This window comes from Flavobacterium sp., from assembly GCF_035456225.1.
Classification (GTDB): Bacteria; Bacteroidota; Bacteroidia; order Flavobacteriales; family Flavobacteriaceae; genus Flavobacterium.
In genome coordinates this window covers 16,425-40,529 of record NZ_DATIDM010000023.1, presented here as the reverse complement: position 1 = coordinate 40,529, position 24,105 = coordinate 16,425, and the positions used below count along the sequence as shown (strand labels likewise).

19 protein-coding genes are annotated in these 24,105 nt (G+C 41.5%); 11 read left to right on the top strand and 8 right to left on the bottom strand.

Going from position 1 to position 24,105, the window contains the following annotated elements:
• Window positions 1-17: 17 nt before the first annotated feature.
• From VLB74_RS01210 to VLB74_RS01190, 5 genes are all read right to left on the bottom strand, one after another.
• Window positions 18-674 carry a 3-oxoacid CoA-transferase subunit B gene (locus tag VLB74_RS01210; RefSeq protein ID WP_325201646.1) on the bottom strand — a complete coding sequence of 219 codons (657 nt, stop codon included), beginning with the start codon at window positions 672-674 and terminating at the stop codon, window positions 18-20.
• A 91-nt stretch (window positions 675-765) separates the two neighbouring features.
• Window positions 766-1,464 (bottom strand): CoA transferase subunit A, encoded by a 699-nt coding sequence (locus VLB74_RS01205; protein WP_325201645.1) that lies wholly within the window; start codon window positions 1,462-1,464, stop codon window positions 766-768.
• A gap of 73 nt (window positions 1,465-1,537) precedes the next feature.
• Window positions 1,538-3,838: a penicillin-binding protein 1A gene (locus tag VLB74_RS01200; protein WP_325201644.1), complete on the bottom strand. Its 2,301-nt coding sequence runs from the start codon at window positions 3,836-3,838 to the stop codon at window positions 1,538-1,540.
• A gap of 1 nt (window position 3,839) precedes the next feature.
• The gene (locus VLB74_RS01195) at window positions 3,840-4,331 is read right to left on the bottom strand and encodes a gliding motility lipoprotein GldH (RefSeq protein ID WP_325201643.1); all 492 of its coding nucleotides are present in this window, start codon (window positions 4,329-4,331) and stop codon (window positions 3,840-3,842) included.
• Window positions 4,315-5,628 (bottom strand): PSP1 domain-containing protein, encoded by a 1,314-nt coding sequence (locus VLB74_RS01190; protein ID WP_325201642.1) that lies wholly within the window; start codon window positions 5,626-5,628, stop codon window positions 4,315-4,317. The genes VLB74_RS01195 and VLB74_RS01190 overlap by 17 nt, the downstream gene beginning before the upstream one ends.
• Window positions 5,629-6,086: 458 nt before the next feature.
• On the opposite strand from VLB74_RS01190, the gene VLB74_RS01185 reads away from it, so the two are divergent.
• The 5 genes from VLB74_RS01185 (at window position 6,087) to VLB74_RS01165 (ending at window position 11,976) form a co-directional block, all read left to right on the top strand.
• Window positions 6,087-7,388 (top strand): TolC family protein, encoded by a 1,302-nt coding sequence (locus tag VLB74_RS01185; RefSeq protein WP_325201641.1) that lies wholly within the window; start codon window positions 6,087-6,089, stop codon window positions 7,386-7,388.
• Window positions 7,389-7,399: 11 nt separating this feature from the next.
• Window positions 7,400-8,464: an HlyD family secretion protein gene (locus tag VLB74_RS01180; RefSeq protein ID WP_325201640.1), complete on the top strand. Its 1,065-nt coding sequence runs from the start codon at window positions 7,400-7,402 to the stop codon at window positions 8,462-8,464.
• Between the two features lie 3 nt (window positions 8,465-8,467).
• The gene (locus VLB74_RS01175; protein ID WP_325201639.1) at window positions 8,468-10,036 is read left to right on the top strand and encodes an efflux MFS transporter permease; all 1,569 of its coding nucleotides are present in this window, start codon (window positions 8,468-8,470) and stop codon (window positions 10,034-10,036) included.
• Between the two features lie 62 nt (window positions 10,037-10,098).
• Window positions 10,099-10,800 carry a potassium channel family protein gene (locus VLB74_RS01170; protein WP_325201638.1) on the top strand — a complete coding sequence of 234 codons (702 nt, stop codon included), beginning with the start codon at window positions 10,099-10,101 and terminating at the stop codon, window positions 10,798-10,800.
• 45 nt (window positions 10,801-10,845) lie between these two features.
• Window positions 10,846-11,976, top strand: coding sequence for an AI-2E family transporter (locus tag VLB74_RS01165; protein ID WP_325201637.1), 1,131 nt, complete (start codon window positions 10,846-10,848; stop codon window positions 11,974-11,976).
• A 73-nt stretch (window positions 11,977-12,049) separates the two neighbouring features.
• Here the strand turns inward: VLB74_RS01165 and VLB74_RS01160 are convergent, their stop codons facing one another.
• Genes VLB74_RS01160 through trhO form a run of 3 tightly spaced genes read right to left on the bottom strand, consistent with a single transcriptional unit; the run spans window position 12,050 to window position 14,906 of the window.
• Complete coding sequence (locus VLB74_RS01160; RefSeq protein ID WP_325201636.1) at window positions 12,050-12,280, bottom strand: ferredoxin; 231 nt, start codon at window positions 12,278-12,280, stop codon at window positions 12,050-12,052.
• Window positions 12,280-13,521 (bottom strand): peptidase U32 family protein, encoded by a 1,242-nt coding sequence (locus VLB74_RS01155; protein WP_325201635.1) that lies wholly within the window; start codon window positions 13,519-13,521, stop codon window positions 12,280-12,282. Before VLB74_RS01155 ends, VLB74_RS01160 begins: the two co-directional genes overlap by 1 nt.
• Complete coding sequence (gene trhO, locus VLB74_RS01150; RefSeq protein WP_325201634.1) at window positions 13,521-14,906, bottom strand: oxygen-dependent tRNA uridine(34) hydroxylase TrhO; 1,386 nt, start codon at window positions 14,904-14,906, stop codon at window positions 13,521-13,523. Before trhO ends, VLB74_RS01155 begins: the two co-directional genes overlap by 1 nt.
• Before the next feature lie 259 nt (window positions 14,907-15,165).
• On the opposite strand from trhO, the gene cax reads away from it, so the two are divergent.
• The 6 genes from cax to VLB74_RS01120 all read left to right on the top strand — a co-directional run bounded on the left by cax (window position 15,166) and on the right by VLB74_RS01120 (window position 24,095).
• On the top strand, window positions 15,166-16,269 hold the full coding sequence (gene cax / locus VLB74_RS01145; RefSeq protein ID WP_325201633.1) for a calcium/proton exchanger: 1,104 nt from the start codon (window positions 15,166-15,168) through the stop codon (window positions 16,267-16,269).
• Between the two features lie 331 nt (window positions 16,270-16,600).
• Window positions 16,601-17,749 (top strand): efflux RND transporter periplasmic adaptor subunit, encoded by a 1,149-nt coding sequence (locus VLB74_RS01140; protein ID WP_325201632.1) that lies wholly within the window; start codon window positions 16,601-16,603, stop codon window positions 17,747-17,749.
• A gap of 2 nt (window positions 17,750-17,751) precedes the next feature.
• Window positions 17,752-20,916 (top strand): efflux RND transporter permease subunit, encoded by a 3,165-nt coding sequence (locus VLB74_RS01135; RefSeq protein WP_325201631.1) that lies wholly within the window; start codon window positions 17,752-17,754, stop codon window positions 20,914-20,916.
• Entirely contained in the window at window positions 20,909-22,279 is a 1,371-nt protein-coding gene (locus tag VLB74_RS01130) for an efflux transporter outer membrane subunit (protein ID WP_325201630.1), read from the top strand. The genes VLB74_RS01135 and VLB74_RS01130 overlap by 8 nt, the downstream gene beginning before the upstream one ends.
• A 300-nt stretch (window positions 22,280-22,579) precedes the next feature.
• Window positions 22,580-23,584, top strand: coding sequence for a recombinase RecA (gene recA / locus VLB74_RS01125; protein ID WP_325201629.1), 1,005 nt, complete (start codon window positions 22,580-22,582; stop codon window positions 23,582-23,584).
• 94 nt (window positions 23,585-23,678) lie between these two features.
• On the top strand, window positions 23,679-24,095 hold the full coding sequence (locus tag VLB74_RS01120; RefSeq protein ID WP_325201628.1) for a hypothetical protein: 417 nt from the start codon (window positions 23,679-23,681) through the stop codon (window positions 24,093-24,095).
• The last annotated feature ends 10 nt before the right edge of the window (window positions 24,096-24,105 follow it).

The following is a 24,105-nucleotide window of genomic DNA, read 5'->3' as shown; positions in this document are numbered from 1 at the left end:
AATATATTTTGATTGAATTAATCAATTATCATTTCCGGAATATCCCCTTCAATGATTAATTCTGCTTCAGTCGCTTGAATGATATCCTCCACAGAAACACCCGGAGCTCTTTCAAGAAGTTTAAATCCTTTTGGGGTGACTTCCAAAACAGCCAATTCCGTGACTACTTTTTTCACGCAGCCAACACCTGTTAGCGGAAGCGTACATTTCTTAAGGATTTTCGATTCACCTGCTTTGTTTACGTGCATCATGGCTACGATGATGTTTTCCGCAGAAGCTACCAAATCCATGGCGCCCCCCATTCCTTTTACCATTTTGCCCGGAATTTTCCAGTTGGCAATGTCTCCGTTTTCCGAAACTTCCATCGCTCCTAAAATCGTTAGGTCGACTTTCTGCGCGCGGATCATCCCAAAACTGAAAGCCGAATCAAAGAAACTTGCTCCCGGTAAAGTGGTGATGGTTTGTTTTCCAGCGTTGATGACATCGGCATCTTCTTCTCCTTCAAAAGGGAAAGGCCCCATACCCAACACGCCGTTTTCGCTCTGGAATTCTACGGAAATATCATGTCTTACATAATTGGCTACCAACGTCGGAATCCCGATTCCTAAATTCACGAAATAACGGTCTTTAACTTCCTTGGCGATTCTTTTTGCAATATCTTCTTTTGATAACATATGACTATTTTTTAAATCATTAAGTTGTTAAGGTTCATCAAAGATTTATTTACAAATGCTTTTTAACTGAACACTTAAAACTGAACACTGATTACTTTTTTCTAACGGTACGTTGCTCAATTCGTTTTTCAAATTTCTCTCCCTGGAAGATGCGCTGCACCATGATTCCCGGAATATGAATTTGGTTCGGATCCAAAGTTCCTGCAGGCACTAATTCTTCTACCTCTGCAATGGTAATTTTGGCTGCACCGGCCATACAACTGTTGAAATTTCTGGCTGTTCCTTTGAAAATAAGATTTCCGGCTTCATCGCCTTTCCATGCTTTTACGATGGAAAAATCAGCGTGATAAGCCAATTCCATTACGTGCATTTTTCCGTTGAATTCACGCACTTCTTTTCCTTCCGCTACTTCAGTACCATAACCTGCCGGTGTGAAAAAAGCTGGGATTCCGGCTTGAGCTGCACGGCATTTTTCAGCTAAAGTTCCTTGTGGTGTCAATTCTACATCCAGTTCGCCGCTTAACATCTGGCGTTCAAATTCGGCGTTCTCACCCACATAGGAAGAAATCATTTTTTTGATTTGACGTTTTTGCAATAGCAATCCTAATCCGAAATCATCAACACCTGCATTATTGGAAATACATGTCAATTCTTTTACATCTTTTCGGACAAGTTCGGCAATACTGTTTTCGGGGATACCGCAAAGTCCGAAGCCGCCTAACATGATGGTCTGCCCGTCTTTTATATCGTGTAATGCCTCCTGGACATTACCTACTTTTTTATTAATCATATGGTGATTGTGTTTGTTTAATTTTGGCCTTAAAAGTATAAAAAAAACGCCTTTTAAAAAAGGCGTTTCCTATTTAGAAATCGAATTCTTCGGTTTGTGTATCTTCCTCGACGGCAAGACTGTCTACAACCGCTTTCCTTGGCGTATAACAATCTACTTTGATTGAGAAATTTTCAGGCTTTTCGAATGGTTTCTGCGAAATATCCAGACTCGCATCCTCGTAGCATTTTCTCATGAATATCCCCCAAATAGGCAAGGCCATCGTAGCACCCTGCCCCATATTGGTCTGTTCGAAATGCGCCGAACGGTCTTCATTTCCAACCCAGACTCCGGCACATAAATTCGGCACCATACCGATAAACCAACCATCGGAATTATTCTGCGATGTTCCTGTTTTACCGGCTATCGGGTTTCTTAAGTTATAAGGAACTCCGGTAACTCTTGCCGATTCCGGAGCGCTTCCCCAACGTAAACGGGAACCCGTTCCGTATTCGGTAACCCCTTCCATCAGTTTAATCATGGTATAGGCAACATCTTTGCTCATTACGTCACGGGATTCCGGCACCGGTTCATATAACACTACGCCGTTTTTATCCACGATTTTCACGATTACCTGCGGCTTCATATACACGCCCTGATTAGCGAATGTACTGAAAGCAGCCACCATCTGTTCCACAGTGATATCTACAGCTCCCAAAGCGATTGAAGGCTGAACAGGTATTTCAGAGGTAACACCTAATTTCTTCGTCATGTCTACCACCGCTTCCGGTCCTACTTTATCAATCAGTTTAGCCGAAACCGTGTTGATGGAATTAGCCAATGCAGATTTCAGATTCACCATTCCGCGGTAATTTCCGGTTGAGTTTTTAGGTGTCCAATCGGCATCGATATTATAACGTCCCTGTGGCATCGTGAATGGAGAATCCATTATTGAGTCACACGGCGACATCTTCAATTGTTCGATGACCGTGGCATACAAAAACGGTTTGAAAGTAGAACCAACCTGTCTTGCTCCCTGTCCAACGTGGTCGTATTGGAAATGCTTGTAATTGATTCCGCCTACCCACGCCTTAACATGACCGGTTTGAGGCTCCATGGCCATCATACCCGTTTGAAGGAAATGCTTGTAATATAAGATGGAATCTCGAGGTGTCAACAACGTATCTTTTTCTCCCTTCCAGGTGAACACCTGCATTTTTGTAGGGATATCAAATGATTTTACGATTCTATTCTCATCGAAACCTTTTTCACTCATAATGCGCCAACGCTCTGAATTTTTCATGGAACGTTCCATAATCGATTTTGTTTCATCCGGGGTAATACCCGTGAAAGGTGCGTTTGGATTATCCTTCTGTCTTTTGTTGAATTCCTGTTGCAGGTTGGCCAAGTGTTCCGCAGCTGCTTCCTCGGCATATTGCTGCATTCTGGAATCGATCGTGGTATAGATTTTCAAACCGTCACGGTAAATATCGTATTCGCCGTCACCGTCTTTTTTCGGATTTTCTTTTACCCATTTTTTCATAAAATCACGCAAGTACTCTCTGAAATAAGTAGCACTTCCTTCAATATGGCTTTCCGGTGTGAATTTTAAAACAATAGGTTGTTTTTGAAAATATTCTTTTTTGTCTTTGGTTAAAAACCCGTTTTTCTCCATTTGATGAAGTACCACATTTCGTCTGTCGGTCACTTTCTGAAGGCGACGTACAGGATTGAACAACGATGGGTTTTTCAACATCCCCACGAACATTGCCGCTTCGTCTACGGTTAAGTCTTTAGGTTCTTTTCCGAAATACACTTTGGACGCCGAACGGATTCCCACTGCCGTATTAACGAAATCTACCGTGTTTAAGTAGTGGGCAATAATTTCCTGTTTGGTATATTGTCTTTCCAGTTTGGTAGCGATAATCCACTCTTTTGCTTTTTGGATAATACGGAACGGAAGGAATTTAGACCCTTCACCGTGGAAAAGGTTTTTTGCCAACTGTTGTGTCAACGTACTCGCTCCACCGCTTCTTCCTAGGCTCAACATGGCACGAAGCGTTCCTTTGGTATCGATACCGGAATGCTCATAAAAACGCTCATCTTCCGTAGCGACCAAAGCTTTTACCAAATGATCCGGCAATTCGGCGAATTTAACCGGCGTTCTGTTTTCCAGGTAGAATTTACCAATGGTTACTCCATCGGAAGAAATGATTTCCGTAGCTACATTCGAATTTGGATTTTCCAGTTCGTCAAACGAAGGCATCGATCCGAAAAGTCCCCAGGAAGCAAACAGGAAAAATAAAATCACGCCGCCAAAACAGTAAAAAAACAGTTTCCAGAATTTTTTTACGTACGGAGTTAAATCTTCTTTTTTATTATTGATTTGAGCCATTTTAATTCGTTTTTTCTATTCTAAAACCTACTTCCGAAACACCTTGCAATTGTTCAACACCAGCAACTTTCCCGGTTTCTCGAACGGCCTGTTGAATACTTACAATATACTTCCCTGCTTTGGGAAATCTTGTATTTTCCTTATACCAAAGTTTACTTTCTTTTACATCGGAAAACCCTTCACCCATCAGTGTACCGTCAGGATTTGCCATTTGGTATTCCAACGTATCTACTTTGGTAACCCCATCCGGTTGCAGCATGGAAACAATAAGAAACAAATTATTGTATGGGTAATCATTGTTGTTTCTGATGTTTACAAACATATTGTAATCCTGAATCGTGTCCTTTTGCTCAAAAGTAAACGAAACTTTCTGTTTTTTATGCCAGGAACCGTCGATTTCGCGATATTCATCAAAAACCCTTTTTTTATCGCATGAGAAAAGCGCTAATGATAAGGCGAATCCAAAAATTAAAAATTTATTGTTTTGAATCATTTTTATTGTTCGATGGTTTGTTTCTATTTGGTCGCGGTCTGCGGTTATTATTTTTTGGTTGCCCTTCAGCAGTTGGTTTATTCTGTCCGCCCTGACCTTCAGGAGCAGGCCTGTTTTGCTTTTCCGGTCTATTTTGTTTTTCAGGTGCTCCTTTTTGCTTTTCGGCATCGGCAGTAGGACGCTTCTTGTTGGGACGTTTCTTTTTCTTGGGCTGATCAAAACGTGTCAAACTATCCTGTCCTACAGCATTTTTGAAATCTTTCTCTTCCTCAACAATCGTCTCAACTGTATAATCTTCCAATGCAGCTATACGTTTCTTCTCTTTGTTCAATGCCACGATTTCTTTAACCTGATCCACCTTTAAAACGTGCCATTGTGCAAAATTATTGGTATAGGCGAACCACATCAGGCCTTTGAAAATATCCACCTTCTGACAAAGCGCATCGCCTTTTTCGGTATATAACTTGGTTTCCATGTCCGGAAAGCCTTTCAGCGCATCCAGATAAGTATCCAATTCGTAGTTCAGACAGCACTTTAATTTACCACACTGACCCGCCAGTTTTTGCGGATTTAGTGACAATTGCTGATAACGTGCCGCAGACGTATTTACACTTCGGAAATCGGTCAACCACGTGGAACAGCACAATTCGCGTCCGCAGGATCCAATTCCTCCCAAACGGGATGCTTCCTGACGGAAACCTACCTGTTTCATCTCGATTCTTGTACTGAATTCTTTGGCAAAATCCTTAATTAGCTGACGGAAATCGACACGGTCATTTGCGGTATAATAGAACGTGGCCTTTGAACCATCGCCCTGAAATTCAATATCTGAAATCTTCATTTCCAATTTTAAGGCAATTGCCAATTCGCGCGCACGAACTTTCATCGGTTCTTCTTTATCGCGGGCGTCACTCCAGATATCGATATCTTTTTGAGATGCTTTTCTGTAAATCTTAAGAACCTCCCCTTCGTGGTTAACGCCTTTTTTCTTCATTTGAACCTTTACCAATTCTCCGGTTAAGGTAACAATACCCACATCGTGACCCGGCGACGATTCTGTAGCAACGATATCACCGATGCTTAACGTTAGTTTTTCGGTATTGCGGTAAAATTCCTTACGTCCGTTTTTAAAACGAACCTCAACGCAGTCGAAAACCTCCTGACCTCCCGGAAGAGCCATATTGGAAAGCCAATCGAATACGGTTAATTTGTTGCAGCTATCGGTGCCGCAAGTCCCATTATTTTTACACCCCTTTGGCGCACTGCCATCGGAAGTTGAACAACTGTTACATGCCATAATTTGAATATATATTGATCGTCGGCCTCAAGGCAGACTACTTATTCGTAAATAGATTTTGTGTGTAAAGATAGTATTTTTTTATTTGGCGACTGACAGATTAACTTTAAGCCTTAACACTTCTTAATTTAAGTTCCGGTCGTATTTAATTTTTATTCGGAATTACCAAAATCGGAAGTTCAAAACAACCGATTACACCCTTCACCGTAAACCACTGAAGACCAACTTCTTTACTTTTTTCCGTTCAAAAGCAATTTATGACCGCCAACCGACATCCGGCAGTAATTTTAACGGATAACAGAAGGTTTTTATTGTTAAATTATTTAAATTTGATAATCAGGACATTAACACTATTCCCCTTGTTTTTTCCTGATTACTTAAAGCGATTTGTTATTAATCTTTTAAAATTAAAAAAATTGATAACTGTTACCCTCTTACAGCGCTTAAAATACGTCTTTTTGCTACTGATTGTCGCACTCATCGGCATGGAAAAAGGATACGGTCAGAATGATTCCTTAACCAACGTGAGAAGCATAACTTTAGAGGAAGCCCTGAAACTGGGAATTGAGAACAACCGGCAAATTAAAATTGCCAATACCGATGTGGCCATTGCCAATGAAAATGTAAGTCAGTCGAAAATGGCGAAGCTGCCAGTTATCGGCTTGAACATGAACTATAATTACATCGGCAATCCAAAAGTATATGAAGGCTTTTATGAAAAAAGCATCACCGTGGATTACTTCGATTATCAGGCTTCCGCTAACATCCTTGCCAGCATGCCTGTATATACAGGAAACCTCATCAATAACCGAATAAGCAAACAAGAGTTAATCAGTCAGTTACAGGAAGCCGCGGTTAAAATGACGGAAGCCGAAATTAAGCTGGCCATTGTTCAACAGTATTTCACATTGGAAAAACTATACCGCCAGATAGAAGTCACCAAACAAAACATCATCAACACCAATTTGAGGATTAAACAGCTAAAATCGAGGGTAGCCAACGGACAAAACCTTAAAAGTGATCTATTACGAACCGAATTGCAACAATCCCGATTCGAAGTTTCCGTATTTGAAGACACCAACAATATCAAACTGGTCAGCAATTATCTGGATATCCTGATTGGTATTCCGACGGACACGATTCTAAAGCCCGAAATGGCCGAAACCATGATTCCCATGGAAGAACGGGACATCAAACAATGCCTGGCCGAAGCGTATGAGAACCGCTATGAAATCAAACAATCCGAATTAAACGTGAAAGTATCCGAATCCAATCTCAGCATCACCCGAAGCGGATTCTTACCCAATGTATACGCCGGGGCAATGCTCAACACCCAATATCCCGCTCAATGGCCGGATTATCCAAACCTGCTCAGTTTTTGGACAGCAGGACTGACCCTAAATTGGGACATCTCCAGTTTTTACAACCTGAAACATCAGGTGAGTGGTGACAAGTTGGATATTGATCGGAGTAAAACGATTCTGGATGTAACCAAAGACCAGATCGACAAAGAAGTCAAAACCGTTTTTGTGAAGTATGTTGAAAGCCAAAAAAACATATCGACCTATAAAAAAGACGTGGAATTATCGGAGAGTAATTACAGAATTGTAAAAAGCCGTTACGACAATGACTTTGCCCTGATCAGTGATATGGTGGATGCCGAATTACAGTTAAACGGAGCTAAAATTTCACTCATCAACGCTAATCTCGATTTGATCATTCAATATTATACCCTGCAATATGCCATGGGCAAACTCTAAACCAAGACGCTATGAGCCAGGAAAACCAAAATACCGAAGCAGTTCAAAAATCAGAACGAAAAAGAAACACCATTCTGACCATCCTTTCTTTTGCTTTTCTGCTGGGGGGTGTTTTCTGGATATTGAGTCTGTTTTTTGACTTCAGCAAAAATGAAACCACCAACAATGCCCAGGTGGAATCATATATGAACAACATTGCGGCCCGGGCGAGCGGACATATTAAAGAAATCCGTTTCGAGGCCAACCAGCCTGTACACAAAGGCGATACGCTAATCATTCTTGATGACTCGGAATATCAAATCAAAGTACGACAGGCCGAAGCCGATTTGGCCATAGCCGAAGGAAACCTGCATTCTTTGGAACAGGCTATCATCACATCGACATCCAATCAGGCGGCTGCCAGGGAAAAACTGGCCGGTGATATGGCCGATCTTGAAAAAGCAAGAAAAGATTACCAGCGTTTTGAAAAAATGTTTGCCGATTCGGCTGTGACGCGAAACCAATACGATCAGGTACTTGCCAAAATGAAATCGACTGAAGCCTATCTGAAAGCGGGACAGAACGAATTGATGGCGAGCAGTTCCATTACGCAACAAAGCAAAACCAATCTGGAAGCCGCAAAAGCAACCGTAGCAGGCAAAAAAGCCAATCTGGACAACGCCAAACTGCAATTATCATATACGGTCATAAAAGCCCCGATTGACGGTTTTGTGGGAGAACGCGAACTTTCCGTGGGCGATTTGGTGAATACGAATCAGGTCATAGCCTCCATTGTACTGAAACACAAATTATGGGTAATTGCCAATTTCAAAGAAACGCAGGTGGAACGAATAAAATTGGGACAACCGGTTACGATTACCATCGATGCGCTTGACGGCAAGGAATTCAAAGGAAAAGTAGTTGGATTCTCACCGGCAACCGGAGCCAAATTTTCGATGGTCGAACCGGATAATTCCACCGGGAACTTCGTGAAAATCACACAACGTATCCCGGTAAAAATTGAATTTGAAGCCAGTCCACAGGAACTTGAACCCGTGAAACCCGGGATGAATGCAACAGTTGAAGTAAAAAAATAAATCATGGGCAAGATAAAAAAAGGAAGCGTTTTAATTCTTGTCGGGCTGTATGTCCTGACCATTCCTTTTTTTAATACCCTCAACATAACGGCTTACGACAATTCACAAATACTGGGGCATTTCGGAGAATCAACGACGGCTTTTACCTACTCGAGCTATATTCCCGTTTTTGCTATGTTAGCCTTTTTACCATTGGGAATAAAGATTGCCAAACAAATTCCGCTACGCACGATGGTTTTAACCGTTAGCTTTTTGTCGATAATCTGCAATACAGCCTCATTATATACCACTTCTATTGGATGGTTTACGGTTTGGCGTTCGCTTTTATCCATCCTTTCGATTATCGGGATATTTGCGACCATGATTCCCATCATCCTGAAATACAATCCGGCCTTCAATATGGCCATCATGTACGGGATTATGCAGTTCATCCTTCAGGGAAGCCAGCACATCTACAAATATTTGGGTACGAGTTTCACCAGTTTACACAATTGGACCTTTAGTGTTTACTTTCTGAACATCAATTTTTTCATCGGCATTATTCTGGCGTGGATTTTTTACCGAAAAGATGTCGCTCCAATGAAAGGTGTTTTCCAATTCGACTGGAGAGGCTGGTTCCTGATGATTTTATTGTTTACCGATATTCTTTTCCTATGTGCCGAAGGGCAAACCCGAAACTGGTTTCAGGACCCGAAAATAGGGTTAGCCGTTGCTTTTGGACTTATTATTATCGGAATATACATCCTTCACACCCGCTTTACCGAAGATCCGCTGATTGATCCTGATGTATTCAAGTACACCAATGTGGCCATAGGTTCGTTTCTCTTTTTCTACATCGGAGCCATCAATGGTACGGGAAGCGTTGTATCCGGATTCATGGGCAATATACTAGGTTTCGACCCTTTATATGAAGCCCGGACGCATTTGTCGATGCTGATTGGGATTTTCATAGCTATTCCGCTGACTACTTATCTGCTGTACAAAAAAATCTACATCGCTACGATTTGGATTTTGGGTTTCACCTGCTATGGCTTGTTCCACATGATTCTCTTTTTTAGGTTTTACCCCGAAATCAGCCCTTCCGATTTTCTGGAGCCTTTTGTCATGAAAGGATTAGCCATAGGATTCCTTTATCCGACCTCATCGCTTTATTTAGCCGAAGGAATTCCTAAAAAATTAGGTGATTCCCGAATGATGAGCGGCGTAATTTGCCGTGTCGTTTTGGCCGTGTTATTAGGAAGTGCCATTTTGGGAACGATGATTACCAACGCAAATATCCATCATAAAACAGGTTTGAGTCAGCAGTTATCCCCTACAAATCAATTGGCTGAAGATCAGTTAAATCAAACAAAAAACGTATATTTACACAAAGGACTTTCACAAACAGAAGCCCAAAAAATGGCTGAAAAAAGTCTTTCCAACCAAACTTCCCAGGCTGCTATTTTACTTGCTTACAAAGATATTTACTTGGTATTATCCGCCATTTGTTTTTTACCGGTTCTCATTATTTTGCTTTTCCGATTGGGAAGACGGCCGCTCGGAAGGGTTGAAGTCGAACCCATCCCCATTTAAATGCAACCCTTTCTCTTTGATTTTTGCAGTTACTGATTGATTTCCATTAAAAACAAAACCTTATGGTCGAAGCAAAAAAATATCGTTTATTCAATGGTTTATGGGATAAGGAAGACGGCCTTTTAAGCATGCTGGTTTTGCTTTTCATCATGCACTTTCTTTTTATTCCGTTGTTTGGCAGCTATTCCTTTTTAAAGTTAGCCATGCAGATTTTCTGGGTACTCTTTCTTTTGGCGGGTATTTTTGCATTGGAAACCACTAAAAAGCAAGCCAGGCTGATTTCCATTATTCCGGTTTTGTTTGTACTCGTTGGTTGGATCAGTCTTTTCAATACCAGTAATTTCATTGTAGTTGCCGACTTCATCCTTTCGATTGCAGCTCTTTTGCTGTTAATTACTTTGGTCCTTATAAAAGTATTCGAACCCGGGCCTGTAACTATATTCCGGGTAGTGGGATCGGTGGTGGTTTATATGCTGATGGCAAACCTCTGGTCTATCATTTACTTGTATATATTCCAGGATATCGAAGGAGCATTTCAGATTACCCTGCCGCCATTTGAAAGAAACAGTCTGGAAGCCAATTTTTTATATTTCAGTTACATCACTATTACCACTACAGGTTATGGTGAAATCCTTCCGCTCCATCCGTTTGCGCGTTCCATGGTACAGATGGAAGCCATTTTTGGCGTGTTGTATCCTGTAATCCTGATCGGGCGCCTCGTATCAGACAGTAATACCCCTGATATCAGAAAAAATAAAACCTGACAATTCAACTTTTATCCGTTTCACTAACTTTTAAAACCAATGGGCATGAAAAATAATTCCGATTTTAATAGCAAAACGCTATTCGACCTCATCCTGCAATTGGGAATGATATTCCTTATCATGGGATTCTGCATTAAGCTTTTACTACCTTTTACGATGCCGATTCTATGGGCCATCATCTTTGCCATTATACTCTATCCCTTATATAATTTTGTCCAGAAAAAATTAAAGGGACGCGGCGGGCTGGCTTCTTTTTTAATAATAACGATCCTCTTACTGGTCATCATCATTCCTACCATTACTTTTTTTAATTCGGTAGTTTCCAGCATTGTTGATGTAAAAGACCAAATGGAAGCCGGAACCTTAAAAATAGAATCCCCGGCCGAAAAAATGAAGGACTGGCCTATTATCGGAGACAAGATATACAACTTCCTGAATTCGGCATCCTCCAATCTTGAAAAAGCCGTGACAGATTACAAAGAACAAATCATAGATGTTTCTAAAATAATACTGGGAAGTATTGTCAGCTCCGGACTGACGCTCCTGCAAATTATCCTTTCACTTATTATTGCAGGATTCTTAATGACATCCAAAAGCTCTCAAAATCTGGCCACCGATTTAATCAGGAGAGTCGCCGGACCAAAAAAAGGCGAACAAGTTATAAACATAACGGTCTCTACGGTATATCAGGTAGTGAAAGGAATTTTGGGAGTAGCCGTATTACAGACCATCATTCAGGCCTTTGGATTGTTCCTCTGTGGTGTACCTTTCGCAGGTGTGCTGACATTAATCTGTCTGATATTATCCATTTTGCAGATTGGCCCTATCATCGTTAATATTGGGGTAATCGTTTATCTTTTTTCAACTGGCGACAGTACTACTACTGCTATTTTATGGTCTATATTTTTCGCAGTAAGCGGACTGTCCGACAATATATTGAAACCGCTGCTTTTAGGGAAAGGAGCTTCCGTCCCAATGTTGGTTATTTTCCTTGGTGTTATCGGCGGATTCATGATGTCCGGATTTATCGGCTTATTTGTGGGTCCAATCGTATTTTCCATTGGCTATCAATTATTTGATGCATGGGTAGAAGAAGGAAAAGCACATACAAATGAGGAGATCAAAACAAGTACAGCTACTACGACAGGAGAATCGCACGATGGAGTCGAACTTTAATCCATTTCATAAAAAAACCTGTTCCGTATTGCTACAGAACAGGTTTTTTAATTCGCATTCCGGCATTATTGATTCAGACTTCCTTTACCGAAATTATTTTCACAGGACAGGCTTTTTCCGCCAGTTCACAATTTTCAACGATCGAATGATCGGGCGATTTTAAAGTATGGAATCCTTTGGTTTCAACCGATTTCAAGAGCACCGTTTTTCCGTCTTTTTTAGACATCTGAAACTGCGCCGGAGCCATTTCCACACAATAATTACAACCGATGCATTTGTCTCTCTGTAACGTTATGATGACCATTAGTTCTCCACTATTTTATACATCTTGTCCGATAAACGGATACGGAACGGAACTTTCAGCGTACAACTGTCTCCTTTTGTAGCCTTTTCCGACACCTGGTCGTTCACCAGCATTTCTTCCAAAACCAATTCCTGCGCTCCCGTACTTGGACCGGTAATCAGAAGCTTATCACCTTTTTTGATGTCGTAAGCCTCGATTTTGAATTCGGCCACATTTGACTTCGGAAAATAATGCATTCCTTTACCAACATATACCTTTTTCTGCGTAGCACTCGAACCCGGATTATCCGACCATTCGCCCAGTTTTTGTCCCAAATAATAACCTGACCAAAATCCGCGGTTATAAACGGTTGACAAGGCTTCCATCCAAGTGCTTATCTTTTCTTTGGTAAATGTCCCCTCGTAATAGGCATCTATTGCTTCTCTGTATGTTTTCACGACGGTCGCAACGTAATCGGCTGCTCTTCCGCGTCCTTCCAGTTTCAGTACTTTGATACCCGAATCGATTACCTGATCCAGAAAATCAATCGTACACAAATCTTTCGGCGACATCATGTACTCGTTATCGATTTCGATTTCAAATCCGCTTTCCTGATCGATTACCGTATATTTTTTGCGGCAATTCTGTTTGCAGGCACCACGGTTAGCTGATGAATTATGCGAATGCAGGCTCAAGTAACATTTCCCCGAAACAGCCATGCATAAAGCTCCGTGTCCGAATATTTCAATTTCCACCAGATTCCCCGAAGGCCCTTTGATTTGTTCCCTTTCGATTTCATCGGTAATTTTCTTTACCTGACGCAAACTTAATTCGCGCGACAGTACAATAGTGTCGGCAAACAGACTGTAGAATTTTACGGTTTCGATATTGGTCACATTCAGCTGGGTCGAAATATGAACTTCGATTCCCATCGTTTTTGCCGTCATGATTACCGCCTGGTCCGAAGCGATTACCGCAGTGATTCCTGCTTCCTTGGCTTTGGTAAGCAACGTTTTCACGACCGACAAATCGTGATCATAAATGATCGTATTTAAAGTCAGATAAGTTCTGACGTTTTTTTCGTTACAGCGGCGGGCAATTTCCGGCAAATCTTCCATTACGAAATTTACCGTGGCACGCGCACGCATATTCAGTTGTTCTACTCCAAAATAAATGGAATCACAACCATTGTCCAAAGCAGCCTGCATCGATTCGAAATTTCCTGCCGGCGCCATTAGTTCAATTCTTCCAGAGGTAGTCATTAGCTGATAATTTTAAATAATTTATCGGATAATCGCACTCGGAACGGCACTGCAAATGTCACTTTATCACCCGGTTTTGCCTCGGATGCTTCAGTTCCGTTAACGAACATTTTATCTAAAACCAGTTCTTCGTTACCTGTTGTTGGTCCGGAAATCAAAACTTTGTCCCCAAGATTCAACTCCTGATTTTCGATAATGAAAAGCCCGATCTGTGCTTTTACGTAGTAATGTTCAACTTTACCAAGTAACGTCTTTTTGATTTTTATTTTCTGACGAATGGTTTTCGGTTTTTGCTTCGCCAGTTCGCTAACGCTCGGGTCAGCTTTAGCCAAAGGAGTATCGGTTAACTCACCTGATTTTTTGAATTTCAGCGATTCTGATTTTCCTTTTCGGAAAACTTTGTTCCCCACCTGCGCTCCTCTTCTGCGTTTAATCTGTTCCACTAATGGTAAATGCGTGATTTCCAGACATTCGGTCGAACAACAGTTGTCCATCGCTTCTTTACATTCATCACACTGGATAAATAACAAGTGGCAGGCATCGTTTTCGCAGTTCGTATGGTTGTCGCACGGTTTTCCGCATTGGTGGCATTGCGAAACGATATCTTCGGTGATACGTTCTCCCAAACGGTGGTCGAACACGAAGTTCTTACCTATGAATTTGCTTTCCAGACCTTCTTCCTTAATCTGTTTGGCGTAATTGATGATACCGCCTTCCAACTGAAAAACGTTTTTAAATCCCTGATGTTTGAAATAAGCCGAAGCCTTCTCACATCGGATTCCTCCTGTACAGTACATTACCAGATTTTTATCTTCTTTGAAGTCTTTCAACTGTTCGTTGATAATCGGTAACGATTCACGGAAGGTTTCCACATCCGGGGTAATCGCGCCTTTGAAATGACCTACTTCACTTTCGTAATGGTTTCGGAAATCCACCACGATTGTATTCGGATCATCCAAAATTGCATTAAACTCTTTTGCTCTTAAGTGAACCCCTTTATTGGTTACGTCGAACGTTTCGTCATTTAAACCGTCGGCCACAATTTTGTGACGCACTTTCACAGTTAATTTTAAAAACGAATGATCATCGTGCTCCACAGCTACATTAAGACGGATGCCTTGCATGAAATCATAAGCTTCCAGAGTATCACGGAAGGCTTCAAAATTTTCGGCCGGAACCGACATTTGTGCGTTGATACCTTCTTTGGCTACATAAGTACGGCCCAAAGCATCAAGCTTGTTCCATTCAATAAATAAATCGTCTCTGAATTTTTTCGGATCTTCAATGTGCGCATAGGCGTAGAAAGACAACGTAAGGCGTTGTTTTCCGGCTTGATCGATAAGCTCGGCTCTTTCTTCTGCGCTTAAGGTGTTATACAGTTGCATGCTATAAACTTTAAGTGAGAAATTATGTTATGAATTCTAAATGGAAGAATTCGGGTGCAAAAATAATCATTTTAAAATAATTTCAAAACGAATTGATTCTCAATGTGTTAAAAAATTAGTCACCGAATACTACAGAATTCATTTAATGTAAAATTTCAAACTAGTGTTTTTAAACGATAAAAAATGTAGAATATAAGAATAATCTGCTTCTTAAAAATTATTTCTATAACTTTATTAAGTTAAATACCAGCCTCTTAAAATGAGAAAATACTTAAAACCTTCTGTGTTTTGGCTCTTCATTTTTATTCCAATAACCATCGTATTGGAAAAAATGCATGTGGGTGATTCTCTCATTTTCTTCTCGGCAGCCCTTTCCATTATTCCCATTGCAAAACTGATTGGCGAATCCACCGAAAATCTGGCCCATTACACAGGAGATGCAATTGGTGGTCTTTTAAATGCCACATTTGGTAACGCCCCGGAATTAATAATCGCTGTCATTGCACTGAATGCCGGCCTGTACGAAATGGTATTGGCCTCCCTGGCCGGAGCAATCCTCGCTAATTTACTATTGGCCACAGGTGTTGCTTTCTTTATTGGGGGAATAAAACATCACAGTCAGGAATACAATCCTGCCACCATACACACCTACAACTCCATGATGTTTTTGGCAGTATGCAGCATGCTTATCCCCAGTGCTTTTAATCGCTTTTTCATCGTCGAAATGGGGGATCTCTATAAGGAAAATCAGAGCAACCTCAACATACTGCTTGCTATTGGTCTTTTGGTCGCCTATGTCGCTTATCTTTTTTTTATGATTAAAACGCACCCTGACTTGTTTAAAAGCATAAATAAAAATAAGGACAACCGGATGGACGAAGAACATGAACCCTGGAGCAAAGAAAAAGCCATCGGTGCTCTTGTTGCAGCCTCGGTTACAGCCGCCTTTATGAGCGAAATCTTGGTTGGCGCCGCCGAAGGAACCGGAAAAGAACTGGGTATGACTTCCGCCTTTATCGGAATTGTGTTTGTGGCCGTAATCGGAGGCGCTGCAGAAAGTCTCTCGGCCATTGCCATGGGAGCCAAAAACAAAGTGGATCTTACCATCGGGATAGCCCTTGGCAGTTCCATACAAGTTGCGCTGTTTATCGCTCCTTCACTGATACTGTTGAGTTTCTTTATCGGGCCTCAACCGATGTTTTTAAATTTCAATCGTGCAGAAACCGGAGCTATGTTTATGGCGGTGATATTGACTACGGTTGTTTCCAATGACGGCATGTCAAACTGGTACAAAGGAATTCAGATGATTACCTTATACCTGCTTATTGCCCTGCTGTTTTATTTTATTCCGGAACAAATATAATCCAAGAACATGAAAACAATAATAGAATTTAAATCAATTAGATATTTCATCGGAAATAAAGTGCAATTATCTCAAAAACAGTTGTTTTAGTGTAAGATTTTTTATATTTGTATGTAAGCATACGAAATATTTTTATAAGAATTCAGATTGCCAGCGATGGCGTTTTTTAAAGTTATTGCCCCAATTACATTACACTATTTCTAGAACGCAATTTTTGTTTTTCAATAAGTTCCAAAAGAGCAGATAGCTGCTGCTCCTATTTGGCAGTTGAAAAATCCTAACGGAAAAGAAATAAGAATCGGCTATTTATAATTTTTAAAAGGAAACCAAGATGAATGCTCTAAAAAAATCAAAAGTCGTGTTTGCACTGTTCTTCTTATCATTTGTATGGATTTCCTGCAAAAAAGAAGAAAAAGTTATTCCTCCAATAAAAGTCCCATATATAACGGTTGAAAAAAGTGATGTCCCTGTTTACAGGGAATATCCCGCACAGACATTTGGAGATTTAGATGTTGATCTGGTGGCCAGGGTAGATGGCATCCTGCAGGGCATACATTTTAAAGAGGGCGACCGGGTACACAAAGGACAGTTGTTGTACACCATAGACCCTATCGAATATGACACAAAGGTAGAGCGCGAAAAAGGACAGGTAGCAGCTTTTAACAGCAACTACGTGAATGCCGAAGAAGAATTAAAAAGAATAAAACCTTTGGCCGATATGAATGCGGTCAGTAAAAGAGAACTGGACGCAGCGATTGCAAGGGTAAAAACTACAAAATCCAGCCTTGCTAGTGCCCAAGCCAGCTTGAGAAACCAACAAATCGAAAGAGGCTACTGTAATATTTATGCACCTGTTGATGGTGTTATTGGCATAAGCAACGCCAGAATTGGTGATTATATTTCAAGAATCGGGAATACGGCACATCTGAACACCGTTTCCAGATTAGATGAAGTCCGCGTGCGTTTTGCCGTCAGTGAAGCTTCCTTTTTACAATATCAGAGAAAATTCGGAAAGACACCTCCCTCTATAACCGATTTGGAATTGATCCTATCCGACGGAAGTACCTATCCCTACAAAGGAAAGATGAATTTTGCAGATGCCAGTGTAGATCCTACCACGGGAACCGTAACCTTCGAAGCCCAATTCCAAAATCCCGAAAGAATAATTCGATCCGGGCAATTTGTGAAAATCCGTATCGTGGTAACTACGGAAAAAGATGTCATTGTGATTCCTCAAAAAGCAGTTACCGAAATGCAGGGTATTTACCAGGTTTACGCCATTGACCAGACCAAAAAGATTCAGGTAAAAGTAGTAAGTGTCGGCGAAAAAATAGGAACAGATTGGGTTATATCCGAAGGACTGGCATCGGGGGACCGCGTGGCCATAGTTGGCACCCTGTTTGTTCAGCCGGGCTCGGTGGTTGAACCGGTTCCTTTTGTGGAAACCGGTGAAAAAAAAGTCTCTAATCAAACCGAATAGTTATGGATCATTTTTTCGTAAGGAGACCCATTGTCGCCATTGTGCTCTCCATCTTAATCGTAATTATCGGGTTTCTGTCACTACGGACCACTCCGGTATCTAAATTCCCGGACATTGCACCACCTATTATCAACGTGAACGGAAGTTACAGGGGAGCCAATGCCATCAATGTAGAACAAGCTGTTGCCACTCCCATAGAACAAAAGGTAAACGGGGTGGAAAACATGCTGTACATGCAATCCACCAATGCTGGAGACGGTAACATGGGACTTTCCGTTACCTTCGACATCGGTACCGATTTGGACGTAGCCACCATGCTTACCCAAAACAGGGTTGCGGAGGCCACTCCCAAATTACCACAAGACGTAAGAACCACCGGGGTTTCCACTAAAAAATCGTTGTTGGTTCCCATGCTTCTGATTTCATTGCATTCGCCCAACAACACTTATAATGCCGATTTTTTAAATAATTACGCGACCATCAATGTTGTGGATCCTCTGGCTCGTATTAAAGGAGTTGGGGAAGTTTTACTTTATGGAGGAAGTAATTATGCCATGCGCGTATGGATAAAACCCGATGTACTGGCTAAATATGATATGACGGCTTTGGATGTGATGAATGCCATTCAGGAACAAAACGCCATTGCCCCCGGAGGTAAATTCGGAGGCCCGCCGGCAAAAAACGGTAACGAATTCACTTATAATGTGATGTTAAGCGACCGATTGGTAACACAGGAGGATTTTGAAAACATCATCATCAAATCGAATATAAAAAACCAGCAGATCCGATTAAAAGATGTAGCCACCGTCGAACTGGGAACAGAAAATTATTTTACTCAAGCCCGTTTAAACGGTAAACCGGCTGGGGTTATCGGTATCAAGCAAATGCCGGGATCCAATGCTTTGGAAGTAGCGGAAAATGTGAAAAAGACCATCGCAAAATTAAGTGAAAAATTCCCGAACGATTTAAAATACGACGTTTCTCTAGACACTACGCTAGCGGTTTCTGAAGGGATCAATGAGATTGTCCACACGCTTTTCGAAGCCGTTATTTTAGTAATCCTGGTGGTATTCATATTCCTTCAAAACTGGAAGGCAACATTAATTCCATTGATTACGGTACCTGTTTCATTAATCGGAGTATTCATGTTCTTCCCGCTTTTAGGATTTTCAGTGAATGTATTGTCCCTTTTGGGACTCGTGTTGGCAATCGGTATTGTAGTTGATGACGCCATTGTGGTTGTTGAGGCAGTCATGCACCATATCGAACACGGAATGACACCGAGGGAAGCCACAAACCAGGCCATGAAAGAAGTGGCCGGACCGGTAATTGCCATTGCCGTGGTACTTACCGCAGTATTCATCCCGGTGGCATTGACTCCAGGAATTACGGGACGACTGTACCAGCAGTTTGCCATCACCATTGCGATATCGGTTATTTTATCCGCCATCAATGCTCTAACATTGAGTCCGGCTTTATGTGCATTATTGCTTAAACCCGCCAAGGAACAAAAAGGCTGGCTGGCCCGATTTTTCGCTGGCTTTAACCGAGTATTTGATTCGGTCACTAATAAATATACCGGATTGGCAGGCCATCTGATTAAAAAAACCATGCGAAGCCTAATCTTCATCGGAATAGTTGTAGTAGTCATCGTCATTTTAGGAAAAAAAGTTCCAACCGGATTCGTTCCAGAGGAAGACGAAGGATACTTCTATATCAATGTCGAATTGCCTTCTGCCTCTTCCTTGGAAAGAACCAGCCAGGTCTGCAAAAAAGTGGAACAAATACTTGCTCAAGATAAAAACATTGAATTTTATACCACCAATGCCGGATTTAGTTTGCTGAAAAATTCCAACGCCACGAGCAATGCTTTAATTTTCATTTCTCCGGTAGAATGGAGTCACCGGGATAAAAACGTGGCAGAAATGATGAAAGAACTAAACGCTAAATTCACTACCCAAATTACAGATGCCACCGTATTTGCCTTCGGACCACCTCCTATTGCGGGTATCGGAAATGCCGCCGGTTTCACCATCATGTTGCAGGACAAGGGAGGAAACAGTCCGCAGTACCTGGCCGAGAACACCAAGAATTTTATGGAGGCAGCCAAAAAACATCCTGAAATCGGCACCATCCGAACCACATTTAATGCCAATGTTCCCCAGATACGTTTAGAAATAGACCGGGACAAAGTAAAAGAACTGAACCTTTCACTGGCAGATGTTAATACTACCGTCGGAGCCAATCTGGGCGGACAGTACATCAACGAATTCAACCGTTACGGCCGTCAGTATATTGTTTTGATTCAGGGGGTTGCGGATGAATTTATCAACCCTACGGATATCAGCAAAATTTTTATAAAATCGAAGGATGGCAACATGGTTCCGCTGTCTTCCATTGCTACGATTAAACGGGAAACCGGACCCGAGTTCACCAACCGATTCAACTTATACCGTTCGGCGGAAATCGGGGGAACTCCGGCTCCAGGTTACAGTTCGTCACAAGCCTTAAAAGCACTGGAAGAAACGGCCAAAGAAGTCCTGCCGCAAAGTATGGGTTATGAATGGTCGGCCATGAGTTTTCAGGAAAAGGCAGCCGAAGGAAAAGGAAATGTCGTTTTCATCATGGCCTTGGTCTTTGTATTCCTGATCCTTGCCGCGCAATATGAAAGCTGGAAACTACCTTTCAGCGTTTTGCTGGGGACTCCGTTTGCCGTATTTGGGGCGTTCCTGGGATTATTCCTCTGTAAACTGTTCAGTCCTGATTATGTAAACAACGTTTTTGCCCAAATCGGACTGGTACTGCTCATCGGACTGGCGGCTAAAAATGCGATACTGATTGTCGAATTTGCCAAAGCGGAATACGAAAAAGGAGTTCCGTTACTCGAATCGGCATTAACGGCGGCAAAATTGCGTTTCCGTCCGATCCTGATGACTGCATTTGCCTTCATTTTGGGGGTAATCCCGTTGCTGACAGCTTCCGGCGCCGGCGCACAAGCCCGTAAAGTAATGGGAACAGCGGTATTTAGCGGAATGCTCATTGCTACCATATTAGGAGTATGTTTTGTTCCTGTACTTTTCGTATTCATAGAAAGTTTCGGGAAAAAGAAAGAGGAAGCCATAACATCTGAAAATAATAGTGAACCAAATTCCACAGGCCATGAGTAAGATATTTAAAATAGGTGTTGTCGTTTTGGTATTGGCACTGCTTCCAGCGGGTTGTTTGGTAGGCCCGAAATATGCAAGACCTGAACAACCGAAAGAGGAAGCCTTTAAAAACGCCCAGGTTAATGTGGATACCGCCAAATCCGTTGTCAATCTGAAATGGTTTGATGTATTTGATGACGACGTACTCGAAGGCCTTATCAACAAAGGCATAGAAAATAATTACGACCTGAAAATCGCACTATCCCGTTTAGAAAGAGCCAAAGCAGAATTAGGCTATTCGAAAGCGGATCTGCTGCCGTCATTTTATTACCAGGGAACCGTAAACGCCAATAAAGAAGCTTTCATTCCGTCCAATGTGGGTGCAAATATGAATTGGGAATTGGATTTCTGGGGTAAAGTGCGCCATGAAAACAGAGCTTTGAATGCCGAATTATTAGCCACCGATGAAGCCCGAAAAGTGATACTGACAGGAATTATCAGTAACATCGCTATTTCCTATTTTCAGTTAAGGGATCTCGACAATCAATTGGACATTACGAAGAAAACCTTAATTGCCAGACAAGAATCGTTCAACATTATTAACGAACGATTTATAAAAGGCTATACATCGGAAGTGGACAAAGTTCAGATCGAACAGCAAGTAGCCATTGCCGAAGCCGGAATTCCACGCATCGAGCGACAAATCACTTTTTTGGAAAACGTTATTTCTGTTTTAATAGGGCAGGTTCCGGGAAGGATTGAACGAGGCAAATCCAACTATGATCAAAGGATTTTAGTCGACATCCCACTTTCGCTTCCATCAAAACTGCTCGAAAACCGACCGGATATCAGGGAAGCAGAGCTCCGTTATATGGCAGCCAACGAAAGAATTGGTGTTGCACAAGCGCTGCGATTCCCTTCCTTCAACATAGCGGCAATGGCCGGTTTCGCCAATTCCGAATTGAGCGATCTGTTCTTGAGCAGCTCCTACCTTCAGAATGCTTCGGCGGGAGTTGTTGGTCCGATATTCAATTTTGGGAAAAACAAACGCAGGGTAGAGATCTTCAGACAGGAAGCCGAACAATCCAAGTTCTATTACCATAAAATCTACCTGATAGCCATTTCCGAGGTTGAACAATCGTTACAGGATGTGAAAACGTACAAGGAAGAATGGATGGCACGCAACAAACAGGTGATGGCCGCCAGAAAGAACCTGGAATTATCCAATGCCCGATATTACAATGGGTATGTTTCCTACCTGGAAGTTTTGGATGTTCAGCGAAATTTATATGAAGCCGAACTGGAACTTTCAAGACTGACCCAACAGCAATTAAGCGCTACGGTTGACTTATACAGAGCTTTAGGCGGAGGATGGAGTCAATAAAAACGATCTAAAAACGGCAATGCAAACAATGGCCGTGAATTCACAAAAGGCAATCTGCTAAATTTGTGAATTCGCGGCTAAACTGTTTTATAAGGATACACAGAAATAAAAGTGTAGTAAAATACTTTTTTGAGAATCCGCGGCATTTCGTCCTTTTAACAATTTAAAAACTACAACGTTATCTTTTCTGAATAGCACTTTACCAATAAATACCAATCTCCGAAGTTTTTTAATCCGATGTTGGCAATATCTTATTTGAAACTTAAAAAAAAACATTATTTTTAGCAAAAATTATAGACCATGAGTTCAGAGAAAGAAGCCAAATTAAAAGCCTTACAATTAACTTTAGACAAGTTGGACAAAACCTACGGAAAAGGAACCGTAATGAAGTTGGGAGATGCCGCAGTGGAAGAAATAGATTCCATTCCATCCGGTTCTCTTGGTGTGGATTTAGCCTTAGGGGTAAACGGGTATCCACGCGGAAGAATCGTAGAAATTTACGGACCGGAATCTTCAGGTAAAACCACTTTAACTTTACACGCCATTGCTGAAGCTCAGAAAACAGGTGGAATCGCTGCATTTATCGATGCGGAACATGCTTTCGATCGTTTTTATGCCCAGAAATTAGGAGTAGACATCGACAACCTGATCATTTCACAACCGGACAACGGGGAACAGGCTTTGGAAATCGCCGAAAACCTTATTCGTTCGGGAGCGATTGATTTAGTGGTAATCGACTCGGTTGCCGCCTTGACACCAAAAAGTGAAATCGAAGGCGAAATGGGTGATTCCAAAATGGGATTACACGCGCGTTTGATGTCACAAGCCTTACGAAAATTAACGGCTACCATCAACAAAACACATTGTACGGTTTTCTTCATCAACCAATTGCGTGAAAAAATCGGGGTGATGTTCGGAAATCCTGAAACCACTACCGGAGGTAATGCCTTGAAGTTTTATGCTTCGGTGCGAATCGACATCCGTAAGTCAACCCAGATTAAAGATGGGGACAACGTATTGGGTAACCGCACCAAAGTAAAAATTGTAAAAAACAAAGTGGCACCACCGTTCCGTACAGCCGAATTCGACATCATGTATGGTGAAGGAATTTCAAAAACCGGAGAAGTTTTAGACTTGGCTGTGGAATTTGAAATCATCAAGAAAAGCGGTTCGTGGTTCAGCTACGGCGACACCAAACTAGGTCAGGGACGTGATGCGGTAAAAGCTTTAATCAAAGACAATCCGGAATTAATGGAAGAACTGGAGCAAAAAATTAAAGAGTTGATCAAAATCAACAATAACTAAATAATAAAAATCCCGAAAATTTTTCGGGATTTTTATTTTTCATACGCAACCTTTCTACCTCAATTTCATCTTACTAATAACTACAACCTACAAAATGAGAAAGATTTTTTTATTGCTTCTGGTTCCTTTTCTTTATTTGTCCTGCAGTACAGAGCCGGAAACAGAGGATGTGGCATATGAATTATTGCCTATAAGCGAGGTGCAATTACCCGCCAATTTTAATGTAAATAAAGATAATATTATCAAAATAAAATTCGTTAGGCCCACGGAATGCCATGCTTTCAACAAATTTTATTCTGAAAAAAATGGCTCCACAAATACCATTGCCGTTGAATCAACTGTTTTTAAGTATTCCAATGGAGAATGTGCCGCCTTACAAAATCAAAATGTGGCAACCCAAAATTTAAAATTCAAACCAACAGAAACTGGAGAATATACATTGAAGTTTTGGAAAGGAAAAGATAGTAGTGAATCCGATTTGTTTTTGACCTATACCATTCTGGTCGAATAAAAATATAGTA

Coding starts and splice junctions, on each gene's coding strand:
- VLB74_RS01210 (WP_325201646.1), bottom strand. CDS start 674: ATGTTATCAAAAGAAGATATTGCAAAAAGAATCGCCAAGGAAGTTAAA.
- VLB74_RS01205 (WP_325201645.1), bottom strand. CDS start 1,464: ATGATTAATAAAAAAGTAGGTAATGTCCAGGAGGCATTACACGATATA.
- VLB74_RS01200 (WP_325201644.1), bottom strand. CDS start 3,838: ATGGCTCAAATCAATAATAAAAAAGAAGATTTAACTCCGTACGTAAAA.
- VLB74_RS01195 (WP_325201643.1), bottom strand. CDS start 4,331: ATGATTCAAAACAATAAATTTTTAATTTTTGGATTCGCCTTATCATTA.
- VLB74_RS01190 (WP_325201642.1), bottom strand. CDS start 5,628: ATGGCATGTAACAGTTGTTCAACTTCCGATGGCAGTGCGCCAAAGGGG.
- VLB74_RS01180 (WP_325201640.1), top strand. CDS start 7,400: ATGAGCCAGGAAAACCAAAATACCGAAGCAGTTCAAAAATCAGAACGA.
- VLB74_RS01175 (WP_325201639.1), top strand. CDS start 8,468: ATGGGCAAGATAAAAAAAGGAAGCGTTTTAATTCTTGTCGGGCTGTAT.
- VLB74_RS01170 (WP_325201638.1), top strand. CDS start 10,099: ATGGTCGAAGCAAAAAAATATCGTTTATTCAATGGTTTATGGGATAAG.
- VLB74_RS01165 (WP_325201637.1), top strand. CDS start 10,846: ATGAAAAATAATTCCGATTTTAATAGCAAAACGCTATTCGACCTCATC.
- VLB74_RS01160 (WP_325201636.1), bottom strand. CDS start 12,280: ATGGTCATCATAACGTTACAGAGAGACAAATGCATCGGTTGTAATTAT.
- VLB74_RS01155 (WP_325201635.1), bottom strand. CDS start 13,521: ATGACTACCTCTGGAAGAATTGAACTAATGGCGCCGGCAGGAAATTTC.
- trhO (WP_325201634.1), bottom strand. CDS start 14,906: ATGCAACTGTATAACACCTTAAGCGCAGAAGAAAGAGCCGAGCTTATC.
- cax (WP_325201633.1), top strand. CDS start 15,166: ATGAGAAAATACTTAAAACCTTCTGTGTTTTGGCTCTTCATTTTTATT.
- VLB74_RS01140 (WP_325201632.1), top strand. CDS start 16,601: ATGAATGCTCTAAAAAAATCAAAAGTCGTGTTTGCACTGTTCTTCTTA.
- VLB74_RS01135 (WP_325201631.1), top strand. CDS start 17,752: ATGGATCATTTTTTCGTAAGGAGACCCATTGTCGCCATTGTGCTCTCC.
- VLB74_RS01130 (WP_325201630.1), top strand. CDS start 20,909: ATGAGTAAGATATTTAAAATAGGTGTTGTCGTTTTGGTATTGGCACTG.
- recA (WP_325201629.1), top strand. CDS start 22,580: ATGAGTTCAGAGAAAGAAGCCAAATTAAAAGCCTTACAATTAACTTTA.
- VLB74_RS01120 (WP_325201628.1), top strand. CDS start 23,679: ATGAGAAAGATTTTTTTATTGCTTCTGGTTCCTTTTCTTTATTTGTCC.